Source organism: Methylobacterium persicinum (assembly GCF_022179525.1).
In the GTDB taxonomy this organism is placed as follows: Bacteria; Pseudomonadota; Alphaproteobacteria; order Rhizobiales; family Beijerinckiaceae; genus Methylobacterium; species Methylobacterium persicinum.
Genome location: NZ_BPQX01000023.1, coordinates 51,855 through 68,000 on the forward strand (window position 1 = coordinate 51,855; position 16,146 = coordinate 68,000).

The following is a 16,146-nucleotide window of genomic DNA, read 5'->3' on the forward strand; positions in this document are numbered from 1 at the left end:
CCATGATGGAACCAGTCCGCATGCCCGCCGAGGACGAGACCGAGTCTGCGGCCTACGCCGCCCTCAAGGCCCACGCCCCGGTGGGGGCAGAGGGCATCCCGCATTTCGAGCCGGTCCCGGTGAACGGCACCGTCTCGTTCTTTCCCGCTCAGCCCCCTATCCAGGAGGGCGGACCGGTTCGGGACTTCAAGTCGGCCATCGACCTCATCAAGGAGGCGAGCGAGGCCATTCGGTTCTCGGAAGAGCGGGCCGGCGAACTGGAGCAGCAGCTCCATCAGGTCAGTCACCGTTCGGCGGAGCAGGTGAAGGCCCTGGAGCTTCAGGTCGCCACGCTCGAGCGGAGGCTGATCAAGGCCGAAGAGCGCGCCCGCGCTGCCGAAGTGCGCGCGAACGACGCCGAAACGTGGCTGTCCCGGCTTCACGACACGATCATCACCAGCTTCCGCCGGCCGCAACATCCCGGGGAAGGCGAACTGAACTAAGTGGCGCCCCTTCGGATGGGAATGGTACCGCCGCGCGCATCGCCGTAAGGGAACGGATGGTGCGGGCTGCGGTCCGGATCGGCACGGCCATCGGGCGAGTTCAGTGCGATCCATGCTCCGAGGGGGGCGGCCGTAATTCGATCGACGGTGCGATCCTGAGCGGAGCGGGACGGTGACTGAGATCAACCTCAAGGTCGGGACGCGGGATAGGACCATGGAACCGGTTCAGCTTTTGATGACACCGACCATGCGCAAGGAGCTTCAGGCTCTGACCCCCACGGACCGGCCGACGGGTTCGGACCTCGCCAAAATCGGGGGCAAGCGCTTCGGTCAGGAGGAATGGGCGGCCGTCTGCGAGCGCATTCAGGATGCCGCCGAGTACATCCAGGAGATCGAGGCCGGCCGGCATCAGCAGGAGATGCAGGCGCAGAAGATCTTCGCGACGTTGCAGGACGAGATCGCCACGGCGAACGCCCGTGCGGCCGCGGCCGAGCGGATGTTGCAGGAGGTGCAGCAGCGGGCGACCAACGTGGTCAAGACGCTGGAGGACAAGCTCCAGGCCGCAGAGGAACGAGCCAAGGAGGCCGAGGATTGGCTGGCGCGGATTTCCGAGGCCGTCCGCTCCAATCTCAACTTTTCCTGATCGGCGAGCCCGTCAGGCCGCCTTCACCCGGCCCGGTTTCGTCTCGATCGCCATGGCGTTTCCCCGCCAAACGACGTCGCTGCGCAACCACGCAAAGCCCCAGACGAAGGGGATGAGCAGGTCACGGACGATGAAGGCGGCCAGGAGGGCCGGGGAGCGCAGCCATCCGGCCCGGAGCGCCAGGGCGTATTCCCCCGCGTAGACGACGGCGACCAGGGCCGCGAGGCCGAGGGTGACATCTTCCGTGCTGACATAGAGCGCCGTGGCGAGGCAGGGCAGCAGCACGCCGCTGGCGATCTCGGGAGCGAAGAACAGCGCGAAGGTCACCCGGCGCAGACGGGCCCAGCGGAGCTGCCGGGACCAGATCTCTCCGTACGTCCGATGGCCGAGCGGTTGCGCGAACGGAGCGGCGACGAGGTTGACCCGCTTGCCGGCCGCCCGGACGAGCTTCGTGGCCGCCGCGTCCTCAGCTATTTCGGCGGCCAGGGCGCGGATGCCGCCCTGGCTGTCGAGGAAGGGGCGGTGCCAGAGCATGCTCTTGCCCTGTGCGAAGCCGATGCCGATGGACTCCGCCGCGTATTGCCAGCGGGCCTGCAGGGTATTGAGGAACGCGCATTCCACCAGAGCCCAGAAGTTGTCGGGCCGGGCGCCGATGGGCGTCGCGCAGACGAGGCCGGTATCCGGCCGCCACGCGGCTTGAAGGGTCTGAAGGTAGTCCGGCGGCATCAGGACGTTGGAGTCGGCCAGCACGATCCAGTCATGGGCCGCCGCGTCCCAGCCGCGGACGCAGTTGTTCAACTTCGGATTGTCGCTGACCCGCTCTTCGCCAACGATGATCCTAGAGCGGATCCGCGGATGGCGGGCAATCAGGCGCCGCACGAGGGGGAGCACGGGATCGCCCGCATCGGCCACGCAGAAGATCAACTCGTAGTCGCTGTAGTGCAGACGGAACCCGCTCTCCAGGGTCTCCTCGCTGAACCGCTCCAGGCCGCAGACCGGTCGGATGAGAGACACGGGCGCTCCCTCCGGGAAGGCCGAACGCGGCATGGCGCGGCGGAGCCGCATCCCCGCGAGTGCCAGACTGCCGAGGTGCACGAGCACCATGGCGAGGCAGGCGACGAGGGCGAGGAGAGGGCCGTCTTGCGCGCTGATCATCCAGGGGCAGGCCGTCGGCGCCGAACCGGGCGCGTCGTGGGGGCGCAGCAACGCCCGCGGCCGGCGGGTAACAGCAGCAGGGTATCAGTTGTATGACACGGTGAATCGCAATCTCGCGCTCCAGGGCGGCATGCCTCCCCCCATCTGCTTCCACCCGGCCTACGAGGCTCCGCTCCCCGACGGCCATCGCTTTCCCATGCGCAAGTACGGGCTTCTGGCGGAGATCCTCCGCAGCCGGGGGCTCGTCCCAGACGGCTTCGTGGAGCCTGAGCCGGCGAGCGCCGCGATGCTCGAGAGGGCGCACGAGGCCGATTATGTCGCCGCCGTGCTGGATTGCGCCGTGTCCCGGCCCATCGAGCGGGAGATCGGCCTGCCCGTGACCGAGGCATTGGTCCGGCGTTCCCGGGCGAGCGTCGGAGGCACCGTCCTTGCCGCCCGGCTCGCCCTTGCCGGGGGATTGGCGGGAAGCGCGGCGGGCGGCAGCCACCATGCCCGCCGTTCCCAAGGGGCAGGCTTCTGCGTGCTCAACGACGTCGCGGTGGCCGCATTGACGCTCCGCGCGGAGGGACTGATCGGGCGCGCCCTGATCGTCGATCTCGACGTGCACCAGGGGGACGGCACGGCCGATTGCCTGTCGCGGGAGCCGGACCTGTTCACCCTCTCGATCCATTGCGAGAAGAATTACCCGTCCCACAAGATCCCAAGCGACCTCGATATCGGCCTGCCGGATGGGCTCGGCGACGGAGAGTACCTCGCGGTGCTCGAAGCCCGTCTGCCGCCGCTGCTCGATGCGCTGCGCCCGGATATCGTGTTCTACAATGCCGGCGTGGATCCGCACCGGGACGACAGGCTCGGCCGGCTCAACCTGAGCAACGAGGGTTTGTACGCCCGGGACCGGTTCGTGGTGCGCTCCGCACGGGCGCGGGGGTTGCCCATCGTGGGGGTGATCGGCGGGGGCTACTCGGCCGATGTCGAGGCGCTGGCGGCCCGTCATGCCCTGGTCTTCCAGGCCCTGGCCGCCGAGGCGGAGGGAGCCTGAGGCGTCCGGGCCACGGCCGTTGTGCAATGCGGTGAAATCTGAGCGTCGTAAGAGTTTGGGAAGGTGCTCGCCGGAGGATCACCTCATCGCATTGGCCTGCCCGGAGACGGTGCCGGTCATGCGCTCATCCGGTGTTGCGTCGAGGCACGATCATGTTCGCGCGGATCTGGGAAGCGATCAAAGCGACGCTTGCGGTCGCCGCCCTGATCGCCGCGGCCCTGATCTCGGCGGACAAGCTCGACCATGAGAAAGGCGGTCCGCCCCGGGGTGCCGCCCTGATCGACCCGGTCGTCACGGGCGCGATCCTGCCGCCATCCCGGTGAGGGGCCCCGCCGTTTTTCAGCCCGGCGGTATCCGCCCCACCGAGCACAGGGTGCGCATGGAACTGCTGGCCGGGTCGGCGTAGCAGCTTGCCGACCAGCCATTCTGCTGAATGAAGGACTTCCGCCCCTCGGAGAGGGCCGTGCGGTAGGCCTTGGCGATGATCGGCTCCACCGTGGACGCCGCTTCGCCGACGAGGATCTCCGAGGCCGTCGAGAGCTCGCGGAAGAACGTGGCGGAGGGCGTCGGCTCGGAGGACGTGGCCTGCACGATCGGCTCCGCCCGGCATGTCACGTCGAACCGGATCGGCCCTGGAACGCGGATGTCGATGCTCGGCCCCGAGCGGCGGCCCATCTTGCCGCCGATGGCCGTCGCGATCTGGCGGGTGAGGTCGTCGCATTCGTCGGCCCTGGCCGCGGCCGGGAGCAAGGCGAGGGCAAGACAGGCGGTGAAGAGGGCGGACAGGCGCGGCATCGGGCGTTTTTCTCTCCCAGGACGGCTGATGTTCTGGCGCGGGACGCGGGCGCTGTCGAGCCTGTGCGGAGGGCGTGCCAGGGTCTTGAACGAATGGCGTTCTTGGACCAAATCACCGCCTCCGCCACAGGAGTGATGAATGGCTGAGCAGACGACCGAACAGACGTATTACGGGCTCACCCTCGCGCAGCACCGCGAACGCATCAAGAAGCTTGGTGCCGAGAAGGGTCTTCAGGGTGAGCATCTCGAGCGGATCACCGCCAAGGCCCTCGAGATGCTCCCGACGATCCGCCTGGACGAGTCCTCGCATCGGTGACGTGAAGGCCGGCTTCCCCTGATGGCCTCAGTGGAAGTCCCGGCTTCTGTAGGGGTGCCGGTGGGTCGGCACCCCGAAATCGTTCGTCTCCGCCGGCAGCCGCAATCCGGCCTCCCTCAGGTCCCTCAGGGACTCGGTGAGATCGCGAAACCCGTCCGCGACGAGATGGACCACCTCCCCCGCCCGCTGGACACGCCCGCGGACCGCCAGGAACCGCGCCTGCATGGCGACGCGGCGGTGGGCCTCGAACACCTTCTTCCAAACGATGATGTTGGCGATGCCGGTCTCGTCCTCGACGGTGAGGAAGACTACGCCCTTGGCCGTGCCCGGTCTCTGCCGCACGAGCACGATCCCCGCCACGGTCACCCATGACCCCTGGGGCAGGGTGGGGTCGAGATGCGCGCGGGCGGTCATCGCTCCGATCCGCGCCAGCCGGTCCCGGAAGAACGCGACCGGATGTCCCCGCAGGGACAGGCTCGTGGTGGCGTAGTCGTCGGCCACGGTCTCCGATGCCGCCATGATGGGAAGCTCGGCCGCCGGCTCGTGGCGGAACAGGCCGTCGTCGGCGTGCCACGCAAAGAGGGGGAGGGGGGCCTCCAGAAGGTCGGCCCGGCGCTCGTCCCGACCATCGCCGTCGGCGCTGCGCCCCGCTCGCGACGGTCGACGGGACAGGCCCTCCAATGCCCTGACCGCCCACAGGGCATCCCGCCTCCCGAGGCCGAGGGCCCGGAAGGCATCGGCCTCGGCAAGGCGTTCCAGTACGTTGCGGGGCAGCGCGAGGGCCGCCTGCAACCCTTCGATGCTGGCATAGCCATTGGCCCGGAGACTCACGAGGCGGCGCATGGCCATCTCCGGCAACCCGCTGACAAGCCGCAGCCCGAGGCGGACGGCATGGAGGTGCGGGGATTCGGAGGGCTCCAGGGTGCAGTCCCAGTCGCTGGCGTTCACGCAGACGGCGCGGACCTCGACCCCGTGGGCGCGGGCGTCGCGGACGAGCTGGGCCGGCTGGTAGAAGCCCATCGGCTGGGCGTTGAGGATTGCCGCCAGGAAGACGTCCGGATGGGCGCACTTCATCCAGGCCGAGGCGTAGACGAGCAGTGCGAAGCTCGCCGCATGGCTCTCGGGGAAGCCGTAGGTCGAGAACCCGCGGATCTGGGCGAAGCAGCGCTCGGCGAAGTCCGGCGGGTAGCCGCGGCGGGTCATCCCGCCGACGAACTTCTCCGCGAAACCGCCGATCGAGCCGACATGCCGGAAGGTCGCCATGGCCCGGCGGAGGCCATCCGCCTCGGCGGGGGAAAAGCCCGCCGCCGTGATGGCGATCTGCATGGCGTGTTCCTGAAACAGCGGCACGCCGTAGGTCTTCTTCAGGACCGACTCCAGCTCGTCCGCCGGCCCGTGATCGGGATGGGGAGCCGGATAGACCACCGGCTCCTCGCCGCAGCGGCGCTTCAGGTAAGGGTGGACCATGTCCCCCTGGATCGGGCCGGGGCGGACGATCGCCACCTGCACCACGAGGTCGTAGAACTCCTTCGGCTTGAGGCGGGGCAGCATCGACATCTGCGCCCGACTCTCGACCTGGAATACGCCGACGGAATCCGCCTTGGACAGCATGGCATAGGTGGCCCGGTCCTCCTGGGGCAGGTCGGCCAGGGTCGGGTAGTCTATCCCGTGGTCGCGCTTCAGGAAATCGAGCCCGCGCTTGAGGCAGGTGAGCATCCCCAGCGCCAGGACATCGACCTTCATCAGCCCGAGGACGTCGATGTCGTCCTTGTCCCATTCGATGAAGGTCCGGTCCGGCATCGCGCCGTTGCCGACCGGAACGGTCTCGTCGAGGCGTCCCCGGGTCAGCACGAACCCGCCCACATGCTGCGACAGGTGGCGGGGGAAGCCGATCAGCGCGTGGGCCAGGGTCAGGGCCTGGCGGAGGGCCGGATTGGCGGGATCGAGCCCCGCCTGCATCACATGGGTGTCGGGCAGGTCCTTGCCCCAGGAACCCCAGACGGTGTCGGCGATGGAAGCCGCCACGTCGTCCGAAAGGTCAAGGACCTTGGCCACCTCCCGGATCGCCATGCGCGGGCGATAGTGGATCACCGTACCGCAGAGGGCCGCCCTGTCCCGGCCGTAGCGCTCGTAGAGGTGCTGGATCACCTCCTCCCGGCGCTCGTGCTCGAAATCGACGTCGATATCCGGCGGCTCCCCCCGGTTCTCTGAGATGAAGCGGGCGAAGAGCAGCCTATGCTTCGACGGGTCCACTGCAGTGATGCCGAGGCAGAAGCACACGGCCGAATTGGCTGCCGAGCCCCTTCCCTGGCAGAGGATACCCTTGTCGCGGGCGAAATCCACGATCTGGCTGATCGTCAGGAAGTAATGGGCGAACTCCATCTTGGCGATGAAGGCCAGTTCCGCTGTAAGGGTCTCTTCCACGGCTTTGGGGATGCCGTCCGGGTAGCGCCAGTACCGGGCGCGGTGCCATGTCTTCTCTTCCAGATACTCCTGGGCGCCCCGGCCCGGGGGCACCGGCTCGTCGGGGTATTCATAGCAGAGTTGCGAAAGATCGAAGTCGCAATGGGCGGCGATCTCGGCCGTGCGGGCAACGGCCTCGGGATGGTCCCGGAACAGCCGGGCCATCTCCGCCCCCGGCTTCAGGTGGCGCTCGGCATTGGCTTCCAGGCGGTAGCCCGCCGTAGGGACGGTGCAGCCCTCCCGGATGCAGGTCAGCACGTCCTGCAATTGGCGCCGATCCGGATGGTGGTAGAGGGCGTCGGCCACGGCCACCATCGGCGTGCCGAACCGCCGGCCAATCCCGTCGAGGAGGCAAAGGCGCAGGCGCTCGTCCCCCCGGCGGCGGTGGCTGGCGCCGAGCCAGACCCGCCCCGGCGCCGCCGCGGCGAGGGCTTCGAGCCGGGCGAGGAAGGCGGCCGGCGGTTCCGGCCGGCGGCCTGAGGGCATGGCGACGAAGACCTGTCCCTCGGCGGCATCCAACATCTCCGTGAAGGAGAACCGGCACTCGCCCTTCCGGGACCGGCGGTTGCCGGCGGTCAGCAGGCGGCAGAGCCGCCCCCAACCCGTGCGGTTCATCGGGTAGGTCAGGGCCTCGAACCCGTCCTCCGTCACGAGGCGCACGCCCGGAAGGAAGCGCACGGGCGTGCCGTCCTCCCGCATCTGCCGGGCGGCGGAATAGGCCCGCACCAGCCCAGCCACGGTATTCCGGTCGGCGATCCCGATCCCCGCGAGACCGTAGGCCGCCGCTTGCATCACATATTCCTGCGGATGCGACGCCCCGCGCAGGAAGGAGAAGTTCGTCGTCGCGCCGAGTTCGACGTAATCCGCGCTCACGGGAACATCCCATGGACGTACCACGTCGCCGGCCGCTCCTGACCGTGCGGCCCGTCCCGGTAGAGCCACAGACGCTGCCCGGCTTCACACTCGATGCGATAATAGTCCCGGGGCTCTCCGCTTTCGCGCCACCATTCGGGAGCGATCCGCTCCGGTCCCTCGGCGCGGGCGACCCGGTATTCCCGCGCCCGCCACCGGAAACGGTGGGGCGGCCCGTCCGGGGCCGTGGCGAAGACGTCCCGGGCTGCCTCGCTCTTGGCGAACAGGACGAGGGGGCGGGCGGGGAGGTCGGCCGGATAGGGGCGGGCCGGGGCGATCCACGGCACGATCCCCTCGGCCCGCTCGGGCACGTGGCTGTCCTGCGGGGCAAGGCGCACCAGCCGCCGGCCGATGCGCTGGGCGAGGGTATCGGCGAGGCTCGCGATCCGTTCCCCCGAACCGGAGCCGCCGAGCGTCCCCTGACGGGGGCTCATCGTCTCCGCGGAGGTGACGGTGAGTTCCACCGTCTCGAAGCCGAACCCGGCATCGAGGCCCGCACCCAGCCGTTCAAGGCGCAGGCTTACCAGGGCCGCGATGCGCTCCGGGCTGCGCTCTGGCCGGGACAGGCCGATCTCCAGGGCGCGCATGGCCCCATCGACCCGGTGCAGGGTGAGGCGCAGGGCGCAGGCCCCGAGGCCGGCCCGTTCGAGCCGGGGGGCGATCTCGTCCATCAGAGAGCGGGACGCGGCGACCACGTCCTCCTGCCGCCCGATCGGATCGAGGAAGCCGCGGGCGCCCGAGAAGGTCCGGGTCTCGGCCAGGGGCGCCAGGGGTTCGGGCCGGCGGCCGATGGCCTGATCGAGCCGCAACAGTGGCGCCAGCCCGAACCGTCGGGCCAGACCGGACCGGGGCAGGGCCTCGACATCGCCGATCCGGCGCAGGCCGAGGCGCCTCAGGCCGGTGCTCACCTCCCTTTCGAGGCGCAGGGCCTCCACGGGCAGGGCCATCAGATGCGCCGCCGTCTCGCCGGACGGGACGAGCAGGCTCCCGGCAGCCCCGCACCGGGCCAGGGCGAAGGCGCCCCCCGGCGTGTCGGCCAGGGCGATCCGGGCCGGGACATCCGCCCGGGCGAGGCGCATGGCGAGGTCGTCGAGGAGGGCCCGCTCGCCGCCCATGAGATGGGATGCTCCCTCGATATCGATGTAGAAGCCGTGACAGGACTCCGCCGGGCCGAAGGGTGCGACCAACGGGGCGTAGCGCATCGCCCAGCGGCAGAGGCGGTGCAGGGCCTTCGCCTCCGCCTCGGGGTCAGCCGGATGGATGTGCAGGGGAACGCCTACCCTCGCCCGGACACGGCCAAGGAGCTCCCCCGGACGCAGGCCGTGGGCACGGGCGGGTCCGTCGAGGGCGACGATGCGAAGGCCCCCCGGCCCCACGGCGGCGACCGCGTGCGGCCCCTCCTCAGGAGCAAGCCCGGCCCGCCGCAGCCGCGTCATCGGCCAGTCGCTCAGGCAGATGCAGACGATGCGCGGCACTGTCCCACTCCAGCAGCCAGGATCCGCCGCGCCCGTTGCGGCACCGTTCGAGCCGCGCTCTCCAGCGCGGGGCGTGAAGACCACCGAAGCGGTCCACCGCAGCGGGTGCGGAGGAGATCGACCAGCGGGTCGCGGCCCCATTGGGCGGCCCCGGTCCGGCTGGCCTCAGGATGATGAGGAGGGGAGGGGCGGCCCCCTCGGCGGCGAGTTGCAGCCGCCTGCCCGCCTTGAGCGGGAGGCCCTCGCCGACGAGCCCGATGAGGGCCGCGAGGCAGCCCGCATGGAGGGCGGCTTCGAGGGCGCGGAACACCTCCCGGTCGCCGGCAGCCTCCAGCAGGAGCAAGCGCCTCGGATCCAGGCCAAGGTCGGCGAGGCCGTGGCCGTAGGGGAGGGGGTGCCCCGGAGCCGCGGCGATCAACGCCTCGCCGGGCACGCCGGAAAGGCGACGGGCGCACAGGGCAAGGGCGAAGGCTAAGGCGGCGGTCCCGTCGCAGGGATCGGCCGGCGTGACCTCGTGGGGCGGCCCCAGCACGAGGCCGCCTCCCGGCAGATGGGAATCGACGGCCGTCAGCCCGAGGGGCATGACGGGCAGGGCGGTGGCTTCCCCCGTCGACAGTTCCAGCCGCAACCGGGCGAGCCGGTCCGGGACCGTTGCCTCCTGCGGCTGCCTCATGGGCTCCTGCACCATTCTCGTCGGGTCCGGTCATGGCCCGAGATAGGAACATAACAGGAACAAACTCAACCGGATCCTGGGCGCGACCGGAATTTGCCGGCATCGCAATGCTTTGGCCTGTGGACTGGTGTGGATGGCTGTGGACGCAACCCCGACTCACCGGGCTTCCACAACCATAAGCATGATTTTCGGGTAACGGACGATTCCTGGAACGATTCGTTCGCGAAGGTCTGCGAGTTTAACGATAGACCAAGATCTTCAGTCCGGCCGCAAACTTAACTTAACCGCTGCAAAAAGCTCAAAATTTACGATGAATATCTTCAATCTTTGACAAAAGCCCTTTGCAGCGCAAGGGTGCAACCATCAGTAGAGGATATCGCAATGGTCTCCGACGACATCATCAGGGACATTCTTCGGCAGAACGAAGCCATGTCTCCGATCGTCGATAGCCTCGGCGAAGACGACGATCTGTTCGAAAAGGGTCTCGATTCCTTCGGTTCGGTCCAGCTCATGCTGGCTCTGGAAGAGCGGTTCGAGGTCGAATTCCCGGATACGCTCCTGAACCGCCGTTCGTTCTCGACCATCCGCATCATCCGCGAGACGGTCACCAAGCTTTCGATGGGAGCCGCCGCGTGAGCTGCGACCTCGTCCGCCGGGCCAAGCGAGTCGCGGAAGTCGCCGCGCTCCACGCGGATTCCGTCGACCGCGAGGGCCGTTTCCCCGCGGAGGCCGTCGCGGCCCTGAAGACCGAGCGGCTGCTCGGGTTGCAGGTCCCGACGCAGTATGGCGGCGAAGGCGCGGGCCTCGCGCAGATCGCCGAGGTGTGCTGCACCCTCGGCCAGGCCTGCAGCGCCTCGGCGATGGTCTTCGCCATGCACCACATCAAGCTTGCGAGCCTCGTCACCCACGGGCTCACGAGCGACTGGCATTGCGGCCTGATGGCCAAGGTTGCCAACGAGCAATTGCTCATCGCCTCCTCGACCACCGAGGCGGGCATCGGCGGCGACCTGCGCAACAGCCTCTGTGCCGTTGAGGCCGCGGGCGACATGTTCTCCCTCGGCAAGGACGCCAGCGTCATCTCCTACGGTGCGCAGGCGGATGTGATCCTCGTCACCGCCAGGCGCAATCCGGAGGCGCCGACCTCCGATCAGGTCCTCGTCGCCCTGATGCGCGACCAGATGAGCCTGACCCGGACCTCGACCTGGGACACCCTCGGGATGCGCGGCACCTGCAGCGAGGGCTTCCGCCTGGAAGCCAAGGGCGTGCCCTGCGTCCAGATTTTGCCCAAGCCCTTCGCGGAGATCGCAGCGCAATCGATGCTGGCCTCCTCCCACCTGCTGTGGTCGAGCGTGTGGTTCGGCATCGCGAGCTACGCCGTGGACCGGGCGCGGAGCTTCGTCCAGGGGGAGGCCCGCCGCCGCCCCGGCACGGTGCCCCCGAGCGCGATCCGCCTCGCCGAGGCGGCCAGCGCCCTCCAGGCGATGAAAGCCACCGTCGTCTCGGGCCTGCGCCGCTACGAAGGGGCCCAGCACGAGCCCGACGAACTCAGCTCGATCGGGTTCGCGGTGAGCCTCAACAACATCAAGACGACCGCCTCGGCCATGGCCGTCGACATCGTGCAGCGGGCGCTCGGGATCGTCGGGATCTCCGGCTACCGGAACGACACGCCGTTCAGTCTCGGCCGTCCGCTCCGCGACGTGATGTCGGCACCGCTGATGATCGCCAACGACCGCATCCTCTCCAACACCGCCAACCTTCTGCTGGTGCAGAAGGGCGGCGGCCAGCTCCTGAGCGCCTGATGGACAGCCTGCCCGCCCTCGACCCCGACGCCTCCGCCGAGGCGATCCCGGGTTCCGCCGCCGCGGAGGCCCCGACCTTCCTCGACCGGCTGTTCGATGCCGGCCTGCTCGTCCGCACCGGGGTCGATGGCCTCTACGGCCGGAGCGGTGCGTTCGAATCCGTGGTCGATGCCCTCGACCGCCTCATCTCCCGCCTCGGCGGCGAGGACGGCGCCGAGGTGATGCGCTTTCCGCCGGGCATGAGCCGCCCGGCCTTCGAGCGCAGCGGCTACCTGAAGGGCTTTCCCCACCTCGCAGGCACCGTTCACAGCTTCTGCGGCAACGAGGCCGACCACGCCCGGCTCCTCGCCTGCGTCGAGGCCGGCACGGACTGGACGGAGAAGCAGGCGGCCACCGATATCGTCCTGACCCCGGCGGCCTGCTATCCGCTCTATCCGACGGCAGCCGCCCGCGGCCCGCTGCCGGAGGGCGGCCTGCTGTTCGACCTGCAATCCTACTGCTTTCGGCACGAGCCCTCCCTGGAGCCGACCCGGATGCAGATGTTCCGGATGCGGGAATACGTGCGCATGGGCAGCCCGGAGGAGGTGCTGGCGTTCCGTGAACTCTGGCTTGACCGGGGTACGACGATGATGGCCGGGCTCGGCCTGCCACTCGCCGTCGATCTGGCCAACGATCCGTTCTTCGGCCGCGCCGGCAAGATGCTCGCCAACAACCAGCGCAATCAGAACCTGAAGTTCGAGCTCAACGTGCCGGTCAACAGCGTCGAGAAGCCGACCGCCTGCCTCAGCTTCAACTACCATCAGGACCATTTTGGCACGACCTGGGGCCTCACCCAGGCGGACGGAAACGTCGCGCATACGGCCTGCGTCGGATTCGGCCTGGAGCGGATCACCCTCGCGCTTCTGCGTCACCACGGTCTCGATCTCGCGCAGTGGCCGGCCGATGTCCGCTCCACCCTCTGGGGCTGAGACCGTGTCGGCGAGCCTCGCCTTCCGCGAAGAGCAGCCGGATGCGCCGATCTACCCGGCGCATGCCCTGCACGGCCAGGACCGGGCGTGGCCCGAAACCAACTGCTACGTCGATCTCTGGATCGAGCTGCTGCATCATCGCGGACTCGTTCCGGAGGCGATGCTCGGCTTCACGGTGCGGCAGGATTTCGAGGGTGACCAATTCACCTTCTTCAAGCCGTCCATGGCCGAAATCGAGACCCTGTACGGCCTACGCCTCGACGAACTCGCCATCTATGAGGGGCTTGAGGGCCACGCCCTGATCCAGGCGGCGCGGGGAAACGTGGTGCTGGTGGAGGTGGACGCGATCCATCTTCCGGATACCGCGGGCACGACCTACGGCCGGGAGCATTCCAAGACGACGATCGGCATCCTTGCGATCGACAAGGCCGCCCGGCGTCTCGACTACCTCCACAATGCCGGGCGCTTTCTGCTCTCCGGGGCCGATTACGACGGCATCTTCGCCGAGACCACGCTTCCGCCCTATGCGGAATTTGTGCGTCCGGTGGCCGATCCCCTTCCGGCAGGGCGCCTGCCGGCGGTGGCCCTCGATCTTCTGCGGGCGAACCTGCGCCATATGCCGGGGCGCAACCCCGTCACGGCTTTCGCCGCCGCCCTCGCCGAGACCGGCGAGGCGTTGGTGCAGCGTCCCCTGAGCGTGTTCCACAAATACGCATTCAATACGACCCGACAGCTCGGGGCCAACTACGAGATGCTCGGCAGCCACCTGGCTTGGCTGACGGCGTCGGGCGCCGGAGACTTTTCCGCCGCCGCCGAGGCCGCGACGCGCCTTGGGAGCGAGGCCAAGGCGTTCCAGTTCCAGCTGGCCCGTGCCTTCGCCAAGCGCAACGCCGCCGGCCTGCCGGAGCGTCTCGACAGGGCGGCAGGAACCTACGAGGACGTCTTCGGCGCCCTGCGCCGCGCCCTGGCCTGACGCAGATGGCCCGGATCCGTGCCATCGACGGGGCGGCGCACCGCGTCGTCACGGGTCCGTGGCAGCTCCTGGACACGCAGGCCGGGTCCTGCGCGGGCCCGGGCGACCTCGTGGCCCATGACGGCTGGATCCCCGCCCTGGTCCCCGGCACGGCCGCCGCGGCCCTGCGCGCCGCCGGCCTCTGGACCGAGGCCGAGCCTGCGCCTCTCCACGACCGGGACATCTGGTATCGCACACCGATCCCCGGATCGTGCCGGGAGCGCCTGCGCTTCGAGGGTCTCGCGACCATCGCCGAGATCTGGCTCGACGGCGTGCCGGTTCTCACCACCGATTCGATGTTCCGCCCCTACACCGTCGAGGCCGATCTGACGGCGACGAGCGAACTCGTCGTCTGCTTCCGATCTCTCGCCGCCACCCTGGCGCGCCCGCACAAGCGTGGCCGCTGGCGTCCGCGCCTTGCGACCCCCGGATCCCTGCGCAACCTGCGCACGACGCTGCTCGGGTTCATGCCCGGCTGGTCGCCAGCCATCGACCATGTCGGACCTTTCCGGCCAGTGCTCCGCGAGTCGGCCGACGCCGCACCTGCCGAAGCGGACCTCCGCGCCGTTCTCGACGGCACGACCGGCTTTCTGAGCGCCCGCCTGCGCTTCCCCGGAGGCGAGGGAACAGGGGCCGTGCTCCGCTGCGACGGCCGGGAGACGGCCCTCACGGAGGAGGAGCCCGGCCTATTCGTCGGCACCTTGCAGTTGCCTGACGTCACCCCCTGGTGGCCGCATACCCACGGCGAGCCGCGTCTTCATGACGTCGAGGCAACCATCGCCGGCCGCAGGGTCGATCTCGGGCGGGTCGGCTTCCGCCATATCTCGACGACACGTCCGTTCGAGGACGGGCTTAGCCTCGCCGTCAACGGCGTGCCGATCTTCTGCCGGGGCGCCGTCTGGACGCCGGCCGATCTCGTCGGGCTGTCGGGCGACCGGGAGAGCCTGCGGCCCCTGCTCGACCTCGCCCGGGAGGCGGGGCTGAACATGCTCCGCGTGCCCGGTATCACCCTCTACGAATCGGACGCGTTCCACGATCTGTGTGACGTGTACGGCATCCTGGTCTGGCAGGACCTGATGCTCGCCAACTTCGATTATCCCCACGACGACCCGGCGTTCCGCGACAGCCTCGCAGCGGAGATCACGTCCTTCCTCGACCGGACCCAGACCTCGCCCTCCCTCTGCGTGCTCTGCGGCGGCAGCGAGGTCTGGCAGCAGGCGGCCATGCTCGGGCTTCCCCGTGGGACATGGTCTGGGGGCTTCCCTGTCGAGACCCTCCCGAATCTCGTCGCGGGCCTTCGGCCGGACTTGATCGTAGTGCCGAATTCGCCCGCCGGTGGGGACCTTCCCTTTTCAATCAGTTCGGGGGTTGCGCACTATTTCGGCGTCGGCGCCTACCTGCGTCCCCTCGCGGATGCCCGCCGGGCGGAGGTTGGATTCGCGAGCGAATGCCTCGCCTTCGCCAACGTACCCGAGCCGGAAAGCCTGCGCCGCGCCCGGCTGACTGACCCCGCCGATCCCCGGTGGCCGGCAGGCGTCCCCCGCGACCGGGGCGCCGATTGGGACTTCGAGACGGTGCGCGACCACTACGTCACCACGCTCTTCGGCGCCGATCCGGAGCGTCTCAGGCGGGATGATCCGGAGCGCTACCTCGCCCTCGGCCGGGCTGCGGTGGCCGAGGCCATCGAGGCGACCTTCGCCGAATGGCGTCGGGCCCGTTCGCCCACGGCGGGCGGCCTCATCCTGGCTTGGCGAGACCTCGCCCCCGGCGCCGGCTGGGGCGTGATCGCCCACGACGGGCTGCCGAAATCCGCATGGTACGCGATGAAGCGTGCCTTCCGGCCCTTGCAAGTGTTCCTCTCGGACGAGGGTCTGAACGGCCTGCATGTCCACGTCATCAACGAAACGTCCGAACCCGTGGAGGCGACGCTCCGCCTTTCCTTCCTCGACGCATCGGGCAAACCGGTGGCGAAAGCCGAACGCGTCGTCCCACTGGCGCCGCGGACCTCTCAGACATTCAGTTCGGCCGACCTGCTTGGCCGCTTCTACGACGCGACAAGCGCCTACCGCTTCGGCCCGGCGCAGCATCGCCTCGCCCACGCCGCCCTGTTCAATGCGGCCGGTGCCCTCCTGGGTCAGGCGTTCCAATTCCCTGGCGGCTTGGACGTGACACCCGGACCCACGGGACTATCGGCCGAACTCATCCAAGATGTCCAGGGCTGGAATCTGGAACTGTCAACGGCCCGTCCGGCCCTGGGCGTCCACATCGATATCGAAGGCAACGGCCGTCCGTCCGATAACGGCTTCCACCTCGTACCGGACCTTCCGCGCAGGATCGCCCTCACCGGGACCGACCTTCCGCCCCGGGGAACCGTGCGCGCCCTCAACGACGACATCTGGCTGAGGTTCTGATCC

General features: G+C 69.2%; 15 protein-coding genes. 10 read left to right on the plus strand and 5 right to left on the minus strand.

Annotated features, from left to right (window positions below):
* Positions 1–2: 2 nt before the first annotated feature.
* On the plus strand, positions 3–482 hold the full coding sequence (locus MFF22_RS10215; protein WP_238248861.1) for a hypothetical protein: 480 nt from the start codon (positions 3–5) through the stop codon (positions 480–482).
* A 172-nt stretch (positions 483–654) separates the two neighbouring features.
* A complete protein-coding gene (locus MFF22_RS10220) occupies positions 655–1,125 on the plus strand; it encodes a hypothetical protein (RefSeq protein ID WP_238248862.1) in 471 nt (156 codons plus the stop codon).
* A gap of 12 nt (positions 1,126–1,137) precedes the next feature.
* Here MFF22_RS10220 and MFF22_RS10225 read toward each other — a convergent pair whose 3' ends face one another.
* Entirely contained in the window at positions 1,138–2,280 is a 1,143-nt protein-coding gene (locus tag MFF22_RS10225) for a ceramide glucosyltransferase (RefSeq protein WP_238248863.1), read from the minus strand.
* Positions 2,281–2,410: 130 nt separating this feature from the next.
* Between MFF22_RS10225 and MFF22_RS10230 the strand changes: the two genes are divergently transcribed.
* Both MFF22_RS10230 and MFF22_RS10235 read left to right on the plus strand, forming a co-directional pair.
* Positions 2,411–3,319 carry a histone deacetylase family protein gene (locus MFF22_RS10230; protein WP_238248910.1) on the plus strand — a complete coding sequence of 303 codons (909 nt, stop codon included), beginning with the start codon at positions 2,411–2,413 and terminating at the stop codon, positions 3,317–3,319.
* Positions 3,320–3,471: 152 nt separating this feature from the next.
* Positions 3,472–3,642 carry a hypothetical protein gene (locus MFF22_RS10235; protein WP_238248864.1) on the plus strand — a complete coding sequence of 57 codons (171 nt, stop codon included), beginning with the start codon at positions 3,472–3,474 and terminating at the stop codon, positions 3,640–3,642.
* Between the two features lie 16 nt (positions 3,643–3,658).
* On the opposite strand, the gene MFF22_RS10240 is transcribed toward MFF22_RS10235, so the two are convergent.
* A complete protein-coding gene (locus MFF22_RS10240; RefSeq protein WP_238248865.1) occupies positions 3,659–4,114 on the minus strand; it encodes a hypothetical protein in 456 nt (151 codons plus the stop codon).
* Between the two features lie 139 nt (positions 4,115–4,253).
* Here MFF22_RS10240 and MFF22_RS10245 point away from each other — a divergent pair, with 139 nt between their 5' ends.
* Positions 4,254–4,430: a hypothetical protein gene (locus MFF22_RS10245; RefSeq protein WP_238248866.1), complete on the plus strand. Its 177-nt coding sequence runs from the start codon at positions 4,254–4,256 to the stop codon at positions 4,428–4,430.
* Positions 4,431–4,457: 27 nt separating this feature from the next.
* On the opposite strand, the gene MFF22_RS10250 is transcribed toward MFF22_RS10245, so the two are convergent.
* Genes MFF22_RS10250 through MFF22_RS10260 form a run of 3 tightly spaced genes read right to left on the minus strand, consistent with a single transcriptional unit; the run spans position 4,458 to position 9,953 of the window.
* Positions 4,458–7,766 carry an error-prone DNA polymerase gene (locus MFF22_RS10250; RefSeq protein WP_238248867.1) on the minus strand — a complete coding sequence of 1,103 codons (3,309 nt, stop codon included), beginning with the start codon at positions 7,764–7,766 and terminating at the stop codon, positions 4,458–4,460.
* Positions 7,763–9,280 (minus strand): DUF6504 family protein, encoded by a 1,518-nt coding sequence (locus MFF22_RS10255; RefSeq protein WP_306424671.1) that lies wholly within the window; start codon positions 9,278–9,280, stop codon positions 7,763–7,765. Before MFF22_RS10255 ends, MFF22_RS10250 begins: the two co-directional genes overlap by 4 nt.
* Positions 9,207–9,953, minus strand: coding sequence for an ImuA family protein (locus tag MFF22_RS10260; protein WP_238248868.1), 747 nt, complete (start codon positions 9,951–9,953; stop codon positions 9,207–9,209). Before MFF22_RS10260 ends, MFF22_RS10255 begins: the two co-directional genes overlap by 74 nt.
* Before the next feature lie 381 nt (positions 9,954–10,334).
* On the opposite strand from MFF22_RS10260, the gene MFF22_RS10265 reads away from it, so the two are divergent.
* From MFF22_RS10265 to MFF22_RS10285, 5 genes are read left to right on the plus strand one after another with little or no spacing between them, the layout of a single operon-like run.
* The gene (locus tag MFF22_RS10265) at positions 10,335–10,589 is read left to right on the plus strand and encodes an acyl carrier protein (RefSeq protein ID WP_238248869.1); all 255 of its coding nucleotides are present in this window, start codon (positions 10,335–10,337) and stop codon (positions 10,587–10,589) included.
* Positions 10,586–11,752: an acyl-CoA dehydrogenase family protein gene (locus MFF22_RS10270; protein WP_238248870.1), complete on the plus strand. Its 1,167-nt coding sequence runs from the start codon at positions 10,586–10,588 to the stop codon at positions 11,750–11,752. Before MFF22_RS10265 ends, MFF22_RS10270 begins: the two co-directional genes overlap by 4 nt.
* Positions 11,752–12,720 carry an amino acid--[acyl-carrier-protein] ligase gene (locus tag MFF22_RS10275; protein ID WP_238248871.1) on the plus strand — a complete coding sequence of 323 codons (969 nt, stop codon included), beginning with the start codon at positions 11,752–11,754 and terminating at the stop codon, positions 12,718–12,720. Before MFF22_RS10270 ends, MFF22_RS10275 begins: the two co-directional genes overlap by 1 nt.
* Entirely contained in the window at positions 12,695–13,693 is a 999-nt protein-coding gene (locus MFF22_RS10280) for a DUF1839 family protein (RefSeq protein WP_238248872.1), read from the plus strand. Before MFF22_RS10275 ends, MFF22_RS10280 begins: the two co-directional genes overlap by 26 nt.
* 5 nt (positions 13,694–13,698) lie before the next feature.
* Positions 13,699–16,143, plus strand: coding sequence for a glycoside hydrolase family 2 protein (locus MFF22_RS10285; RefSeq protein ID WP_238248873.1), 2,445 nt, complete (start codon positions 13,699–13,701; stop codon positions 16,141–16,143).
* Positions 16,144–16,146 lie beyond the last annotated feature (3 nt).

Coding starts and splice junctions, on each gene's coding strand:
- MFF22_RS10215 (WP_238248861.1), top strand. CDS start 3: ATGATGGAACCAGTCCGCATGCCCGCCGAGGACGAGACCGAGTCTGCG.
- MFF22_RS10260 (WP_238248868.1), bottom strand. CDS start 9,953: ATGAGGCAGCCGCAGGAGGCAACGGTCCCGGACCGGCTCGCCCGGTTG.
- MFF22_RS10275 (WP_238248871.1), top strand. CDS start 11,752: ATGGACAGCCTGCCCGCCCTCGACCCCGACGCCTCCGCCGAGGCGATC.
- MFF22_RS10245 (WP_238248866.1), top strand. CDS start 4,254: ATGGCTGAGCAGACGACCGAACAGACGTATTACGGGCTCACCCTCGCG.
- MFF22_RS10230 (WP_238248910.1), top strand. CDS start 2,411: ATGCCTCCCCCCATCTGCTTCCACCCGGCCTACGAGGCTCCGCTCCCC.
- MFF22_RS10225 (WP_238248863.1), bottom strand. CDS start 2,280: ATGATCAGCGCGCAAGACGGCCCTCTCCTCGCCCTCGTCGCCTGCCTC.
- MFF22_RS10285 (WP_238248873.1), top strand. CDS start 13,699: ATGGCCCGGATCCGTGCCATCGACGGGGCGGCGCACCGCGTCGTCACG.
- MFF22_RS10235 (WP_238248864.1), top strand. CDS start 3,472: ATGTTCGCGCGGATCTGGGAAGCGATCAAAGCGACGCTTGCGGTCGCC.
- MFF22_RS10265 (WP_238248869.1), top strand. CDS start 10,335: ATGGTCTCCGACGACATCATCAGGGACATTCTTCGGCAGAACGAAGCC.
- MFF22_RS10240 (WP_238248865.1), bottom strand. CDS start 4,114: ATGCCGCGCCTGTCCGCCCTCTTCACCGCCTGTCTTGCCCTCGCCTTG.
- MFF22_RS10280 (WP_238248872.1), top strand. CDS start 12,695: ATGTCCGCTCCACCCTCTGGGGCTGAGACCGTGTCGGCGAGCCTCGCC.